General features: G+C 76.2%; 17 protein-coding genes. 5 read left to right on the top strand and 12 right to left on the bottom strand.

From position 1 onward, the window contains the following. Positions 1–28 precede the first annotated feature (28 nt). Positions 29–547: a hypothetical protein gene (locus SH587_RS14115; protein WP_320671271.1), complete on the bottom strand. Its 519-nt coding sequence runs from the start codon at positions 545–547 to the stop codon at positions 29–31. Between the two features lie 50 nt (positions 548–597). Further along, on the bottom strand, positions 598–1,116 hold the full coding sequence (locus SH587_RS14110) for a hypothetical protein (RefSeq protein ID WP_320671270.1): 519 nt from the start codon (positions 1,114–1,116) through the stop codon (positions 598–600). A gap of 50 nt (positions 1,117–1,166) precedes the next feature. Between SH587_RS14110 and SH587_RS14105 the strand changes: the two genes are divergently transcribed. Then, positions 1,167–2,273: a UDP-N-acetylmuramate dehydrogenase gene (locus SH587_RS14105; RefSeq protein ID WP_320671269.1), complete on the top strand. Its 1,107-nt coding sequence runs from the start codon at positions 1,167–1,169 to the stop codon at positions 2,271–2,273. A 61-nt stretch (positions 2,274–2,334) separates the two neighbouring features. On the opposite strand, the gene SH587_RS14100 is transcribed toward SH587_RS14105, so the two are convergent. The 7 genes from SH587_RS14100 to SH587_RS14070 form a co-directional block, all read right to left on the bottom strand. After that, the gene (locus SH587_RS14100; RefSeq protein WP_320671268.1) at positions 2,335–2,847 is read right to left on the bottom strand and encodes a hypothetical protein; all 513 of its coding nucleotides are present in this window, start codon (positions 2,845–2,847) and stop codon (positions 2,335–2,337) included. Positions 2,848–2,902: 55 nt separating this feature from the next. Further along, positions 2,903–3,385: a hypothetical protein gene (locus SH587_RS14095; protein ID WP_320671267.1), complete on the bottom strand. Its 483-nt coding sequence runs from the start codon at positions 3,383–3,385 to the stop codon at positions 2,903–2,905. Then, positions 3,382–3,876 (bottom strand): hypothetical protein, encoded by a 495-nt coding sequence (locus SH587_RS14090; RefSeq protein ID WP_320671266.1) that lies wholly within the window; start codon positions 3,874–3,876, stop codon positions 3,382–3,384. The genes SH587_RS14095 and SH587_RS14090 overlap by 4 nt, the downstream gene beginning before the upstream one ends. Positions 3,877–3,941: 65 nt before the next feature. Further along, positions 3,942–4,430, bottom strand: a complete 489-nt coding sequence (locus tag SH587_RS14085) for a hypothetical protein (protein WP_320671265.1) — start codon at positions 4,428–4,430, stop codon at positions 3,942–3,944. Next, positions 4,427–4,933 carry a hypothetical protein gene (locus SH587_RS14080; protein ID WP_320671264.1) on the bottom strand — a complete coding sequence of 169 codons (507 nt, stop codon included), beginning with the start codon at positions 4,931–4,933 and terminating at the stop codon, positions 4,427–4,429. Before SH587_RS14080 ends, SH587_RS14085 begins: the two co-directional genes overlap by 4 nt. A gap of 513 nt (positions 4,934–5,446) precedes the next feature. After that, on the bottom strand, positions 5,447–6,142 hold the full coding sequence (locus SH587_RS14075; protein ID WP_320671263.1) for a hypothetical protein: 696 nt from the start codon (positions 6,140–6,142) through the stop codon (positions 5,447–5,449). Between the two features lie 154 nt (positions 6,143–6,296). Then, positions 6,297–6,764, bottom strand: a complete 468-nt coding sequence (locus SH587_RS14070) for a hypothetical protein (protein ID WP_320671262.1) — start codon at positions 6,762–6,764, stop codon at positions 6,297–6,299. 46 nt (positions 6,765–6,810) lie between these two features. Here SH587_RS14070 and SH587_RS14065 point away from each other — a divergent pair, with 46 nt between their 5' ends. Beyond that, complete coding sequence (locus tag SH587_RS14065; RefSeq protein ID WP_320671261.1) at positions 6,811–7,128, top strand: hypothetical protein; 318 nt, start codon at positions 6,811–6,813, stop codon at positions 7,126–7,128. Positions 7,129–7,138: 10 nt separating this feature from the next. Here the strand turns inward: SH587_RS14065 and SH587_RS14060 are convergent, their stop codons facing one another. Next, on the bottom strand, positions 7,139–7,681 hold the full coding sequence (locus tag SH587_RS14060; protein WP_320671260.1) for a YqgE/AlgH family protein: 543 nt from the start codon (positions 7,679–7,681) through the stop codon (positions 7,139–7,141). A 76-nt stretch (positions 7,682–7,757) separates the two neighbouring features. Here SH587_RS14060 and SH587_RS14055 point away from each other — a divergent pair, with 76 nt between their 5' ends. Next, complete coding sequence (locus tag SH587_RS14055) at positions 7,758–8,552, top strand: fumarylacetoacetate hydrolase family protein (RefSeq protein WP_320671259.1); 795 nt, start codon at positions 7,758–7,760, stop codon at positions 8,550–8,552. Between the two features lie 19 nt (positions 8,553–8,571). Here SH587_RS14055 and SH587_RS14050 read toward each other — a convergent pair whose 3' ends face one another. Next, positions 8,572–9,558 (bottom strand): lipase family alpha/beta hydrolase, encoded by a 987-nt coding sequence (locus SH587_RS14050; protein WP_320671258.1) that lies wholly within the window; start codon positions 9,556–9,558, stop codon positions 8,572–8,574. Between the two features lie 156 nt (positions 9,559–9,714). On the opposite strand from SH587_RS14050, the gene SH587_RS14045 reads away from it, so the two are divergent. Further along, positions 9,715–11,271 (top strand): flavin-containing monooxygenase, encoded by a 1,557-nt coding sequence (locus SH587_RS14045; protein ID WP_320671257.1) that lies wholly within the window; start codon positions 9,715–9,717, stop codon positions 11,269–11,271. Here the strand turns inward: SH587_RS14045 and SH587_RS14040 are convergent. Continuing rightward, complete coding sequence (locus SH587_RS14040) at positions 11,199–12,521, bottom strand: PucR family transcriptional regulator (RefSeq protein ID WP_320671256.1); 1,323 nt, start codon at positions 12,519–12,521, stop codon at positions 11,199–11,201. The genes SH587_RS14045 and SH587_RS14040 overlap by 73 nt on opposite strands. Positions 12,522–12,598: 77 nt before the next feature. On the opposite strand from SH587_RS14040, the gene SH587_RS14035 reads away from it, so the two are divergent. Continuing rightward, a complete protein-coding gene (locus SH587_RS14035; RefSeq protein ID WP_320671255.1) occupies positions 12,599–13,498 on the top strand; it encodes an alpha/beta hydrolase in 900 nt (299 codons plus the stop codon). Positions 13,499–13,523: the final 25 nt, after the last annotated feature.

The following is a 13,523-nucleotide window of genomic DNA, read 5'->3' as shown; positions in this document are numbered from 1 at the left end:
GCGCGCGGCCCGCGCGCCGCCGGCGGTCCTACGAGGCGACGGTCAGCGTCGCCTTGCAGGAGGGGGCCTTGTCGGCCAGCGCCTTCGGCATCTTCGCCTCGGGCTTGACGTCGATCGACTGGATCTTCGTCAGCGCGCCCTGGAAGTCGGCGACCTTCTTGACGGCGCCGATCGCGCCGACGGCCTGATCGACGGCGCCGTCGATCTTCTTCGCGTCGCGCTTCATCGCGTCCTGGAAGTCGGAGTAGTCGTCCGGCGCTTCGAGGTCGCTGAGGGTCTTGATCTCGTCGCGGGTGACGTTGAAGACCTTGGTGTAGATCTCCTTCACCTGCGGCAGGATCGCGTCGGGGCTCTTGCGGGCCTGCGGCGTCAGCTTGGTCAGCTCGGCCTGGAGGGCCCGGCCCCGGTCGACGGCCTGCTTGCAGGCGCCCTCGTAGCTCTTGGCGTAGTCCTCCTTGCTGGTCCCGCCGCCGCAGCCGGCGACGGCCAGGGCGGCCGTGGAGGCGAGCACGGCGGAGAGGGCGGCCGTGCGGTGGAGCGCGATCATCGCGCCACCGTACCGAGCGACGGTCCGGTGGCGCGTGACGGCTGCGGGAGCTACTTGTCGAGCGCGGCGCAGGACGGGGCGGCCTTCTTCAGGTCGTCCGGCATGTCCTTGGAGTCGCCGAACTCGATCGCGTCGAGCTTGGTGCCGATGGTGGAGAGCTCCTGGATCGTCTTGATCTTGGAGACCTCGTCCTTCGCCTTCGTGACGGCGTCCTGGCTCTTGCCGGCGCTGTCCTTGAGCGACTTCTGGAAGTCGGACCACTTGTCCGGCGCCTTGGCGTCGGCCATCACCTGGATCTGCTCGCCGAACGTGTCGAGCAGCTTCGTCGTCAGCGACTTGAAGCCCTCGATCGCCTTGTTCGGGTCCTTGGCCGCCTGCGCCTGCAGGTTCTGGGCCTCGCCCTGCAGCCCGGCGACCGCGTCCGTCACCGTCTTGCAGGCGGTGTTGTAGGTCTTGACGTAGTCGGCCTCGTTGCCGCCGCCGCCGTCGCTGCCGCCGCAGCCGGCGGCCCCGAGGGCGAGACAGGCCGCCGCCAGGGCGGCCGAAGTTGGGCGAAGGAAGGTGCGCATGGCCGGCACCGTAGCGTGACGGCGAGCGCCCACGCTCTACGCTCCGGGCGATGCCCGCCCGCTCGGAGTCCCCGCCGGTGCCCGGTCTCCCCCACGCGAGGGAGGGCCGCGCGGTCCGGTTGTCGGAGCTGACGACGCTCGGCCTGGGCGGCCCGGCGGAGCGGCTGACGGTGGCCGAGGACGAGGCCGCGCTGGTCGCCGCGGTGCGGACGGCCGACGCGGCCGGCCGGCCGCTGCTGCTGCTCGGCGGCGGCAGCAACCTGGTGGTGGCGGACGACCCGCTGGCCGGCGAGGTGGTCGCGATCCGGACCACCGGCGTCGCCGACGAGGAGGGCCCCGACGGGCGGGTCCGGCGGACGGTCGCGGCGGGCGAGCCGTGGGACGCCGTCGTCCGCGGGGCGATCGCCGACGGCCTGGCCGGCCTCGAGTGCCTGTCCGGGATCCCCGGCGCGACCGGGGCGACGCCGATCCAGAACGTCGGCGCCTACGGCCAGGAGGTGGCCGAGACGATCGTCGCGGTCCGCGCCTACGACCGCCGCCGCGGCGAGGTCGTCGAGCTGGACGCCGCCGCCTGCGCCTTCCGCTACCGCGACAGCGCCTTCAAGGGCGACGACCGGCACGTGGTGCTGGCGGTCACCTTCGCGCTCGAGCGCTCGCCGCTCGGCCGGCCGCTGCGCTACGCCGAGCTGGCGCGGACGCTGGCGACCGAGGTCGGCGCGCGGGTGCCGGCCGACGCGGTCCGCCAGGCGGTGCTGGGGCTGCGGCGCGGGAAGGGGATGGTGCTCGACCCCGCCGATCCCGACACCCGCTCGGCCGGCTCGTTCTTCACCAACCCGATCCTCGACGAGCCGGCGTTCGCGGCCCTCGAGGCGCGGATCGCGGCCGAGCTGGGCGACGACGTCCGCCCGCCGCGGTTCCCGGAGGACGGCGGCCGCTGGAAGACGTCGGCGGCGTGGCTGATCGAGCGGGCCGGGTTCGCCCGCGGGCACGCGCGGCCGGGAGCGGCGATCTCGTCGAAGCACACGCTGGCGCTGACCAGCCGCGGCGGCAGCACGGCGGACCTGCTGGCGCTCGCGCGCGAGGTGGCGGCGGGGGTCGAGCGACGGTTCGGCGTCGCGCTGCACCCGGAGCCGGTGCTCGTCGGCACCCGCTGGTGAGCGGACGCCGGCGGGCGCGGGACGGCCGGTCGCGAGCGGCGACCGGCCGCAACGGCGTCGGCTAGACCCCGGCGCAGGCCGGGGCGTCCTTCTTCAGGTCGGCCGGGAGCTTCTCCAGGCCGGTCCCCTGGAGGCTGCCGGCGAGCGCCTTCTGGAAGCCGGTCAGGTCGCCGTCGACGAGCTTGTTGGTGCCGTCGTCGACCGCCTTCACGACCGCGGTCAGGGTCTTGACCGTCTTCTCGTGGAACGACTTGTACTTGTCGGGCGGGGTCAGGCCCTCGAGCTTGTCGAGCTGCTTCTTCGAGGACTCGACGTAGTCCTTGAGCGGCTTCTCGACGGCCTTGCCGGCCTCCTTGCGCTGCGAGGGCTTGAACTTGCCCTGGAGCCCGACGAGGTCGGTCTGCAGCTTGCCGACGGACGCGTTGACGTCCTGGCAGAAGCCGTTCAGCTGCTTGCCGTAGTCCTCCGGTCCGCCGCCGCCCTTGTCGTCGTCCCCCCCGCAGCCGGCGATGCCGGCTGCGACCACGGCCACCGCCAGCACGCTGGCGGCCCGGGTGCGCAGATGCTCGAGCATGACCGGGCACGATACGACAACGGGCTTCGTGTCGCGCCCGGGGTGGGAGCGGCGCTCAGAGCACCCCGCGGCAGGCCGGCAGCCGCCGCGCCAGGTCCTCGGGCGCGTCGGGCACGGGGCTGCTGCGGACGGCGCCCGCGAGCCGCTCGATCGCGGCCAGGTCGCCGGCGGCGAGGGCCTGGCCGGCCTGGCGCAGGCGCTGGTCGAGGCTGCCCAGGACGGCGTCGGCGCGGCGGTCGTAGTCGGCCCAGCGGTCGGGCGCGTCGACCGCCCGCAGCGCGCGGAGGGTCGACGAGGTGGTGGCGACGTAGCGCTGGAAGGCGGGGCGGATGCGGCGGATCCGGCGGGCGGCGGAGCCGCTGCCGCCCTCGGCGCCGGCGCGGGCGACGTCGACCCGCAGCTGGCGCTCGGTCACCTGCAGGTTGCGGCAGGCGGTGGTCCAGTCGCGGACGTAGGCGTCGCCGTCGTCGCCGCTGCCGCCGCAGCCGGCGAGGGCCAGGGTCAGGGCGGCGAACGCGGCCAGCGGGCGGCGGCTCACAGGCCGGTCCCGGAGCGGCAGGCCTCGGCCTTCTTGGCGAGGTCGGCGGGGAGGGACGGGAAGCGGGTGGCGGTCATCCGCACGTTGCCGGTGACGTCGCCGTCGCGGACCCGGCGCTTGATCGTCTGGACCTGCTCGATCGCGTCGTCGGCCGCCTTCGCCGTCTCGTCCTGGAAGTCGGAGAACTCGTCGGGCGCGTCGGCGTCGCGGATCCGGCGGAGGGCCTTCTCGCGGGCCTCGGCCAGCGTGTCGATCGGCTTCCGCAGCTGGCGGGCGAGCGCCTTCGGGTCGCCGCCCTGGCGCGGGACCAGCCGCTGGGCCTCATCGACGAAGCGGGTCTGGGCCTGCTTCAGGTCGCGGCAGGCGCCGTTCCAGGTGGCGGCGTAGTCGTCGCCGTTGCCCCCGCCGCCGCAGCCGGCGAGGGCGGTCAGCGTCGCGGCGACCAGGGCGACGGTGGCGGCGGAGCGGGCGCGGAGCGGCGAGGACGGCATCGGCGGGCCATGCTAGTCGCGCCGCGGGCGGCGCGGGAGCGGTGCGGGGGTCGGGCGGCGCGCGGTCAGCGGCCGGCGACGCAGGCGGGGGTCCGGCGGCGGAGGTCGGCGGGGGCCTCGGGCGTGGCGGCGACGCGGTCCAGGTCGAGCCGCGCGAGGGCGCCGAGGCGGCCGCGGGCGACGGGCGCGCGGAGCGCCTCGACCTGGCGGCGGGCGTCGGCCAGGCTGACGGCGGCGCGGCGGTGGTAGGGACGCCAGCGGTCGGGCGGATCGGCGCGCTGGAGCGTGGCGAGGGTGGCGGCGGTGCGGCGGAGCCAGGCGCCGACGGGACCGCGGGCCGCGCTGCCGCCGCCGGCCCGCTCGACGGCGGCGGTGGTGCGGCGGGCGTCGGCGCGCAGCTGCTGGCAGGCGCGCTGCCAGGTGGCGGCGTAGCGGTCGGCGGGGTCGCCGTCGTCGCCGCCGCGGGTCAGCAGGACGATCGCGAGCGCGGCGATCAGCAGCGCCGCGGCCCCCGCCGCGAGCAGCGTGCGGCGCGACGGCGCGGGCGGTCTCACCGCATCGACGTGCAGTCGGGGGTCTCGTCGCGGAGGCCGGTGGGGGCGTCGGCGGCGGCCGGCCCGACCCCGCCGAGGGCGAGCTGGGCGAGCGCGTCGCCGTCGCCGCGGGCGAGCCGGTCGACCCCGTCGTCGAGCACCCGCAGCTGGGCGTCGAGGCGGCGGACGGCCTGCCGGTGCCAGGCGGCGTAGCGCTGCGGCGGGTCGGTGTCTCGGATCCGCCCGAGCGGCTTCTCCAGCGCCGCGCCCAGCTCCTGGGCCGGCTTCCGCAGGTCGGCCGCGACGGCGGCGGCCGGGACCGGCGAACGGGCGGCGGCGTCGCCCCGGTCGGGCGAGGTGTCGGCCGCCGTCGCCACCGCGGTCTGGAAGCTCCGGTAGGCGTCGGAGACCTCGCGGCAGGTGTCGTTCCAGGCCGTGGCGTACTGGTCGCCGTCGTCGCCACCGCAACCGGTGACGGCGAGCGCCGCCGCGGTCACGAGGGCCAGCGTACGCGGGCTCCACATGGGGCGCAATCGTACGGACGCCGTTCGCCGGGTGCGGTGTTGGGGTGCGGCTGGCGGGTGGGGGCGGGTCGGCGCGGTCTGCCGGGTGGCGTGGTGGTTCGGAGCGGGGGCAGCTGGTTGGTGGCGGTGCCGTCGCGGTGGTGGTCGGGCGGTGGGTGGTCGCTCCGGCCGGCCTGATCGGCCTTCGGCAGAGGCACGTAGGGGAGTGGTGCAGGGGCCTTGGCGGTTCGGGGCGGGTTCGGGTGGTATCGCGCGGCGGCCGGCCGGCCAACGGCCTCTGCTGTGACGTTCCGGTCGCCGGGCGACCGGAACGTTGCAGCGGGGTGGGAGGGCCCGGTCGGCGGGGGGGGCGAACGTCACATGCCGCCGCGCCATCCGCCGCCGTGCGACGTTTGTCACCGCCCGCGGCCCAGATCGGCACACGGTCCGGGCGTGCCTCCCCGCATGTGACGTTCTTCCCTCGGGGCGACCGGAACGTCGCAGGCGCCGGCGCCCGGCCGGCCGGCGACCCGACTACCCCGCGAACGCCTTGCAGGCCGGGGCGCGGCTGGCCAGGGACGACGGCACCTTCACGTTGCCGCTCGACTGGAGGCCCTGGACCTTCGCTCCGACCCGCTGCATCGCCCCGGCGTTGCCGGCCAGCAGCGCGCTGCGCGAGCCGTCGACGGCCGAGGTCACCTTCGAGACCGCCGCCAGGGTCGAGCTGTTGAAGCGGCGGAACTGGCTCGGTGGGGTCGCGCTGCGGAGGCCGCCGGTGGCCCGCTTGAGCGCGTCGCTGAAGGCCACGATCCCGCGCCCGGCCCCGCGCAGGGCCGCCGCGCCGGTGCTGCCCGCAAGGTCCTGGGCCGCGCGGTTGAAGGCGGCGCCGGCCGCCGTCAGGCCGCTGCAGTAGCTGTTCGCCGCCTGGGCGTAGGCCGTCAGGGCCGCCGCACCGCCGTCGCCGCCGCTGCCCTGCTGGCCGCCGTTCTGCTGGCCGCCCTGCTGGTCGCCGCCGCCGGTCGTGGTGGTGCGACCGCTGGTGGTCGTGCCGCCGGCCGGCGTCGTTCCGGTGGTGGTCGTCCCGCCGCCTCCGGACGTGGTGGTGGCGCCCGGGGTCCCCCCCGGCTCGGTCTGGCCCGCCGACTGCGCCGTGTCGCCCGAGGAGACCGGCTCCCCGTAGCCCGCGCCGCAGCCGCTCGCGGCCACGCCCATCACCAACAGCACCGCCACCGACGCGACTCGCGATCGCGAACGGCGGCGTCGATCCGCGACCCCCGTCATCTCGGCCAGGGTAGCGAGGCTCCGCCCCGGGTCGCGCCGCTGCCGACCCGGATCCCGCCCGCCCGTCGGGCCCCGCTGCCGCCCGTCCGCCGCCTCGCCGGGCCTAGCGGACCGCGGCGCGGCAGGCCGGCGCGTCGTCCAGGACGGCCTGGGGGATCTTCGGCATCGCCGCCGGGCCGGTCCGCTGCAGCTGCTCGGCCAGCGTCGTCGGCACCCGGTCCTTGGCCGCGCCCGCCGCCGCCTCGCGCATCAGCTTGGCGTGCTCGCGCAGCTGCTTGACCGCGCCGTCGCGGAATCCGCGCTCGTCCTCCGGGGGATCGGCCTTCGAGAGCCCCTCGGCCGCCCGCTCGACCCGGCCCGCGTAGCCGTCGATCGCGCCCCGCAGGGCGGTCGTCTCGCTGCGGCCGCTGCGCCGGACCAGATCCTGCCGCAGGGTCGTCACCGCCGCGGCGACATCGCGGCAGGTGCGGTCGGTGGCGCGCGCGAACTGCGACGGATCACCGCCGCCCCCGCAGCCGGCGACGGCCAGGGCGAGGGCGGTGCCGGTGAGCGCGAGTGTCCGTCGGGCCATGCCGCAAGGCTACGCGGCGCGGGCCACCCGCATAGGCTCTTCCCGCATGGACGTCCCGCTGGAGGAACTGGCCGAGGTCTCCGCGGCGATCGGCCGCGGCGAGGAGGCCGTCGAGGAGCAGGCGTGGGAGACCGCCCGCGAGGCGGTCGACGCCGCCGATCACGCGCTCGAGCTGCTGCGCGACCGCTGGCGCGACCTCGACGACCGCGGCCGCCAGACCCTCGGCGCCCTCGCCACCCCGCTGCGGGCCCGCCGCGACCAGCTGGCGACCCGGATCCCCGCCCCGCGCGCGGTCTCCGAGGGCGCGCCGGTCCACGATCCCGAGCAGGACGACGACCCCGAGCCCGGCGCCGCCCCCGCCTGACCCGCCGGGGTCAGTTGACCGACGGGTCCTCGGGCGCGTGCGCGAGCAGCGCGAACGGCCCGCCCAGCCGCTCCAGCGCCACGTGCCACAGCCGCGAGGCGTCGATCTGGAAGAGATCGTCCGGCCGCGCGTCCAGCACCAGCCAGTCGTCCTCCTCGCGCTCCTGCTCGAGCTGGCCCGGCGCCCAGCCGGCGTAGCCCGCGTAGGCCCGCGCCCGGTCGACGGCCGGCGGCTGCGCCCCGTCGTCGCCGCGGACCATCCCGATCCGGCCGACCACCAGCAGCGCGGCGTCGGCGGGATCGCGGAACTCGGCCACGGTCAGCAGCGCGTCCGGCTGGACCGGGCCACCCTCGTGGACCACCTCGTCGGCGCCGAACATGTCGGCCAGCTCCGGCACGGCGACCTCGATCGCCGTCTCGGTCGGGCGGTTGAGGACGATCCCCAGCGCCCCGTCGTGGTCGTGGTCGACCACCAGCACGACGGTGCGGGAGAAATGCGGATCGCTGATGGTCGGGGAGGCAACCAGCAGCTGCCCGGACAGCCAGCGCGGCATCGCCGTCCATGCTGTCAGGTTCGCCCGTCGTCGGCCGGCCCGCCGGGCCGCGCGGGCCCTCCTCTAGGCTCGGCCGATGCGCCTGGCCCGCTACCGCACGACCCCCGACGGCGCGCCTCGCTGCGGCGAGGTGGTGGGGGACGAGGTGGTCGCGTTCGCCGCCGGCGAGACCGTCCTCGACCGGCTCCGCAGCGGCGATCGTCGGCCCGCGACCGGCGAGCGCCACCCGCTGGCCGCCGTCCAGCTGCTGGCCCCGCACGACCCGGCCGCGCTCTACGGGATCGGCCGCAACTACGCCGACCACGCCGCCGAGCTGGGCAACGCCGTGCCGTCGGCACCGATCGTCTTCGCGATGCCGCCGACGTCGGCCGCCGGCCCCAACGACCCCGTCCGCCGGCCCGCGGTCACCGACCAGCTGGACTACGAGGTCGAGCTGGCGATCGTCCTCGGCACGCTCCCCGACGGGACGGTCGGCGCCGCCGGCTACGCGGTCGCCGACGACGTCAGCGCCCGCGACCTGCAGCAGCGCGAGGGCCAGTGGGCGCGGGCCAAGGGCGCCGACGGCTTCTGCCCCTTCGGTCCCTGGGTGACGACCGCCGACGAGATCCCCGACCCGCACGCGCTGCGGCTGCGGACCTGGGTCGACGGCGAGCTGCGCCAGGACGCCTCGACCGCCGACCTGGTCTTCGGCGTCGAGGCGCTGATCGAGCACATCGCGGCGGCGATCACGCTCCGCCCCGGCGACCTGATCCTGACCGGCACCCCGAGCGGGGTCGGCCACGCCCGCACGCCGCCGGTCTACCTGCAGCCCGGCGACGTGGTGCGGATGGAGATCGAGCGGCTGGGGACGATCGAGCACCGGATCGTCTGAGCCGCCGCCCGGAGAGCGCTCAGCCCGCGGCCATCCAGGGCTTCAGCGGCGGCTCGGCGGTCGGCCGGTCGGGGCCGGTCAGCTGCTGGACGAGGTTGAGGACGAACGGCACCGCCGCGGTCCCGAGCAGGTTGCCGACGAAGTCGCTCTGCGAGGTTCCGGGCATGAACGTCCGCTGGCAGACGCCCGGCCCCAGCCGCGCCGGGTCGGCCGGGCCGGGGTGCTCGATCGCGTCGAGCGCCAGGTCGTGGGCGACGTTGTCGTAGAGCCCGATCCCCAGGTGCTCGACCAGCCGCCCGGGGCAGATCGCCTGGACCCGGACGTTGCGGACGTTCGGCGCCGCGGCCAGGTTGCCGAGCGTCGAGGGCACGACCACCTCGTCGAGGTCGGTGGTGATCACCGTGTAGTCGATCCCGGGAAAGGTCTCGCCGCCGCGGTTGAGCGCCTGCAACATCCGCGAGTCGCTGCTCTGCTGCCAGAGAGCGGGCGGGCAGCCGACCAGCGCGCAGAGCGGCTTCAGCGGCACGAAGAGCGCGGTCCCGTGGTTGCTGGGGGCGATCCCGACCAGGTCGCTGACCATCGCGCGGGTGTCGGGCCAGTACTTCAGCGCGACCCGCGGCGACATCCCGCCCTGGCTGTGGCCGACGATCGCGATCGGCTGCCCGGCGCGCTCGTGCATCCGCCGGATCGCGTTGGTCAGGTACTCGGCCGCGACCTGGATGTCGCCGAGCGAGTGGCGCGGGACCTGGATCGTGCAGGCCGGGATCCCCGCCCCGGCCAGCGAGCGGCGCCAGGTCCAGTCGAAGTTCTGCTTCGGGTCGGCGCCGGTGCCGGGCACCAGCAGGACCGGGGTGCGGGCGGCGCCGTCGAGGTCGGCGCCGCAGCGGAGGCCGGCGTCGAGGGTGGCCTGGGGGACCGTGAAGGCGGGCCCGGCCGGGGGATCGGCGGCCGCCGCGGCGGGAACGGCGGCGAGCGCCGCCAGCACGGCGACCAGGGAACGACGCAACGACATCCTGCTTCTCCTCTCCGTCCCGGCGGGCACCGGGACGGCGTCAACCTACCACGGAGTAGGTCGGTGTTGTGGTCGCTTGGGCAAACGGCCCGGCATGGTTGTGGCCCGTCCACAGGGCTGGTCGCCCGCCGACCCGCGAAGCTGTCGCCGATGTCGACCACCAGCGCCCCCTCGAACGCGTCCGCCGGCCGCGCCACCCCGACCGGCGGGCCGTCGATCGCGATCGTCGGCGCCGGCTTCGGCGGGATCGGGATGGCGATCCGGCTCAAGCAGGCCGGGTTCGGCGACCTGGCGATCTTCGACCGGGCGGCGGGCGTCGGCGGGGTCTGGCGCGACAACACCTACCCGGGTGCGGCCTGCGACGTTCCCTCGCCGCTCTACTCCTACTCGTTCGCCCCCAACCAGGAGTGGCCCAACCGCTACTCCGAGCAGCCGGCGATCCTCGACTACATCGAGTCCTGCGTCGATCGCTTCGGGCTGCGGCCGCACCTGCGGCTGAACGCGACCGTCGAGCGGGTCGCCTTCGACGAGACGGTCGGCCGCTGGCGGCTCGAGGTCGACGGCCGGGTCCACGAGGCCGACGTGCTGATCCCCGCCTGCGGCCAGCTGAGCGAGCCGGCCTACCCGTCGATCGAGGGCATCGAGCGGTTCACCGGCGAGGCCTTCCACAGCGCCCGCTGGGACCACGACGTCGACCTCCGCGGCAAGCGGGTGGCGGTCGTCGGCAGCGGCGCCAGCGCGATCCAGTTCGTGCCCCGGATCGCGCCCGACGTCGAGCAGCTGACCGTCTACCAGCGCTCGGCGCCGTACATCATCCCGCGGATGCAGACGGCCTACACGGCGCGCCACCACCGGATCTTCCGGATGCTGCCGTGGATCCAGCGGGCCGAGCGCTTCGGCTGGTTCGCGTTCGGCGAGATCGGGACCGCCGGCATGGTCAAGGGCGAGTGGATCACCGCCCCCTTCAAGCAGCTGGCGCTGGCCTACCTGAAGCGCAAGGTCGCCGATCCCGAGCTGCGGCGGATCCTGACCCCGAACTACGCGTTCGGCTGCAAGCGGGTGCTCTTCAGCGAGAACTACTACGACGCGATGGTGCGCCCGAACGTCGAGGTGATCCCGCGCTCGGTCCGCGAGGTGACCGCGACCGGGCTGGTCGACGCCGACGGGGTCGAGCGGCCGGCCGACGCGATCATCTACGGGACCGGCTTCCGGACCAAGGACTTCGTGGCGCCGATGGAGGTCCGCGGCCTCGGCGGCCGCGAGCTGAACGAGGCCTGGGCGTCCGGCGAGCGCGCCCACCTGGGCGTGACGGTCAGCGGCTTCCCGAACATGTTCCTGACCTACGGGCCGAACACGAACCTCGGTGCCGGTTCGATCATCTACATGATCGAGAGCCAGGCGAACTACGTGATCGACGCGCTCCAGCGGCTGTCCGCCCGCGGCGGCGGCTACCTCGACGTCCGCGAGGAGGCGCTCGACGCCTTCGACCGCGAGGTCCAGACGCGGCTCTCGGGGACGGTCTGGCAGACCGGCTGCCACAGCTGGTACGTCGACGAGCACGGGCGCAACGCCAACAACTGGCCGGCGCAGGTGGTCGAGTACCGCCGCCGGACCCGCCAGATCGATCCCGACGACTACCGGTTCGTGGCGCCGAACCCGGGGCCGGCCGCGGCCGAGCGGGCGCTGGCCGGCGCCACCGGCGACTGAGCGCCCAGCAGCGGCGCGAGGGTCGCGGCCAGCAGCAGCTCGGTCACGCGGCCCTCGAGCGGCTGCCGCAGCAGGTCCTCGATCCGGCGCACGCGGTTGGCGATCGTGTTCTCGTGGACGCCGAGCCGGGCGGCGGCGCGCCGCGGCCGGCCCTGCTCCTGCAGGTAGACCCGCAGCGTCGCCAGCAGCTCGCGGCCCTCGGGGACGGCGAGCAGTGGCCCGAGCTGCTGCTCGACCAGCTCGCGCGCGCCCTCCAGGTCGACGCTGGCCAGGGCCGCCGCCGCGACCGCCCGGTAGTGGGTGACCGGCTCGCCGGCGCCGCCGAGGCCGGCGACCCGCCGCGCGTGCAGCGCCTCGCGGTGGCTGCGGCGGAAGCCCTCCAGCCCGCGGCCCACGCCGCCGACCGCCAGCCGCACCCCGGCGGCGTCCTCGGGCACTCGCACCGCCCGCTCCAGCTGGGCCGGGTCGGGCGCCTCGCTGGTGCCGACCCAGGCGGCCGCGCTGCCGCCGGTCAGGGTCACCACCAGCGGCGCGCCGGCCCCGATCGCCCGCGCCGCCTCGCCGACGGCGCGCTCCAGCTCGGCCGGCGCACGCTCGCCGGCCGCGTCCCAGGCCAGCAGCGCGACGTGGTGGCGGCGGAGGTCGTAGCGCAGCCGCTGGCCGGCGGTGGTGAGGTCGATCGTGGCCCCGTCGAGCAGCGCCCGGACCGTCTCCGCCCGCAGCGCGGCGCTGCTGCGGGCCCACTGCTCGCGCTCCTCGCGGTAGACGTCGCGGGCGCGGTCGACGAGCGCGTCGATGAACGCGAACATCGCCTCCGACCCCTGCTCGATCGCCGCCGCGATCGCGGCCGGGTCGTCGAGCTCGTCGCGCAGCAGCCCGGCCCAGACGCGCCAGACCGTGACGTGGGCGGTCTGGTAGGTCCGCAGCAGCGCGTCGAGCGGCACGCCGCGGTGGGCCAGCCGCCGCGCCCATTCGACGGCCAGCGCCGGCAGGTCGATCCGGTCGCCGTCGATCCGGCCGTGGGCGATCGCCCCGAACAGCCGCAGGTTGTCGGCCACGCTCTCGGCCGTCGCCCGCACCAGGTCGGGGTCGTCGCCCAGCTCGGGCACCCGCCGGTGGATCTCCTCGGTGACGGTGGCGACCATCCCGTCGAACCAGGCGCGGTCGTCGATCAGGCGGCCGACCATCGCGCCCCAGTCGACCACCGCGGGCGGGCGATCGGGCGGCGGGCTGCCGGCGGACGGGGCCATCCCGGCGACAGTAGCGCCCGGCGACGTTGTGGCGCGGCCACAGACGACGGCGCGGACGGGCACCGTAGGCTGCCCGCGTGCACCTGCCCCGCCCCGTCCTCCGCACCACCCTCCGGACGCTGGTCAAGCCGGTCCTCCAGCCGCGGGTGCCGTTCGCGGTCCAGCGGGCCTACCTCGACGCCTTCATCCGCGCGACGCCGCTGCCGGCCGGCACGGTCCGCGCGAGCGAGACGCTGGGCGGGCGCCCGTGCCTGCGGATCGCCGGTCCCGGCGCGGCGGGCGACCGGGCGGTCCTCTACCTGCACGGCGGCGGCTACACCACCGGCTCGCTCGTCACCCACCGGCCGCTGGCCGCGACGCTGGCCCACGGGGCGGGCGCCCCGGTCCACCTGCTCGACTACCGGCTGGCGCCCGAGCACCCCTTCCCGGCGGCGCTCGACGACGCCGAGGCGGCCTACCGCGAGCTGCTCGAGCGGGGGATCCCGGCGACCGGGATCGCGGTCGCGGGCGACTCGGCCGGCGCCGGGCTGGCGATGGCGCTGCTCGACCGGCTGCGCGCCGCCGGGACGCCGCTGCCGGCGGTCGCCGGGCTGATCTCGCCCTGGCTCGACCTGACGCTGTCGGGCCCGACGATCACCGCCTACGCCGAGCGCGACCCGCTGCTGAACGTCCGCTGGCTGTCGGCCTGCGCCGACGCCTACGCCGGCGGCGGCCGCCTCGACCAGCCGGGGCTGAGCCCGCTCGCGATCGACCTCGACGGCCTGCCGCCGATCGTGATCCAGGCCGGCGCCGACGACGTCCTGGTCAGCGACGCCGACCGCTTCGTCGAGCGGGCCCGGGCCGCCGGCCACCCGGTCGAGTACCGGCGCTTCGCCGGCCTCTGGCACGACTTCCAGCTCCAGGCCGGCCTGCTGGCCGACGCCGGCACGGCGCTGTCCGACCTCGGCGGGGCGCTGCGCGCGGCGAGCGCCGGCTAGCGCTCCCGGGCTCGAACCGGGCGTC

Origin of the sequence: Patulibacter defluvii, from assembly GCF_034096925.1 — a bacterium.
Classification (GTDB): domain Bacteria; phylum Actinomycetota; class Thermoleophilia; order Solirubrobacterales; family Solirubrobacteraceae; genus Patulibacter; species Patulibacter defluvii.
This window is presented reverse-complemented; position numbering and strand designations above follow the sequence as displayed.

Coding starts and splice junctions, on each gene's coding strand:
- SH587_RS14115 (WP_320671271.1), bottom strand. CDS start 547: ATGATCGCGCTCCACCGCACGGCCGCCCTCTCCGCCGTGCTCGCCTCC.
- SH587_RS14110 (WP_320671270.1), bottom strand. CDS start 1,116: ATGCGCACCTTCCTTCGCCCAACTTCGGCCGCCCTGGCGGCGGCCTGT.
- SH587_RS14105 (WP_320671269.1), top strand. CDS start 1,167: ATGCCCGCCCGCTCGGAGTCCCCGCCGGTGCCCGGTCTCCCCCACGCG.
- SH587_RS14100 (WP_320671268.1), bottom strand. CDS start 2,847: ATGCTCGAGCATCTGCGCACCCGGGCCGCCAGCGTGCTGGCGGTGGCC.
- SH587_RS14090 (WP_320671266.1), bottom strand. CDS start 3,876: ATGCCGTCCTCGCCGCTCCGCGCCCGCTCCGCCGCCACCGTCGCCCTG.
- SH587_RS14080 (WP_320671264.1), bottom strand. CDS start 4,933: ATGTGGAGCCCGCGTACGCTGGCCCTCGTGACCGCGGCGGCGCTCGCC.
- SH587_RS14070 (WP_320671262.1), bottom strand. CDS start 6,764: ATGGCCCGACGGACACTCGCGCTCACCGGCACCGCCCTCGCCCTGGCC.
- SH587_RS14065 (WP_320671261.1), top strand. CDS start 6,811: ATGGACGTCCCGCTGGAGGAACTGGCCGAGGTCTCCGCGGCGATCGGC.
- SH587_RS14060 (WP_320671260.1), bottom strand. CDS start 7,681: ATGCCGCGCTGGCTGTCCGGGCAGCTGCTGGTTGCCTCCCCGACCATC.
- SH587_RS14055 (WP_320671259.1), top strand. CDS start 7,758: ATGCGCCTGGCCCGCTACCGCACGACCCCCGACGGCGCGCCTCGCTGC.
- SH587_RS14045 (WP_320671257.1), top strand. CDS start 9,715: ATGTCGACCACCAGCGCCCCCTCGAACGCGTCCGCCGGCCGCGCCACC.
- SH587_RS14040 (WP_320671256.1), bottom strand. CDS start 12,521: ATGGCCCCGTCCGCCGGCAGCCCGCCGCCCGATCGCCCGCCCGCGGTG.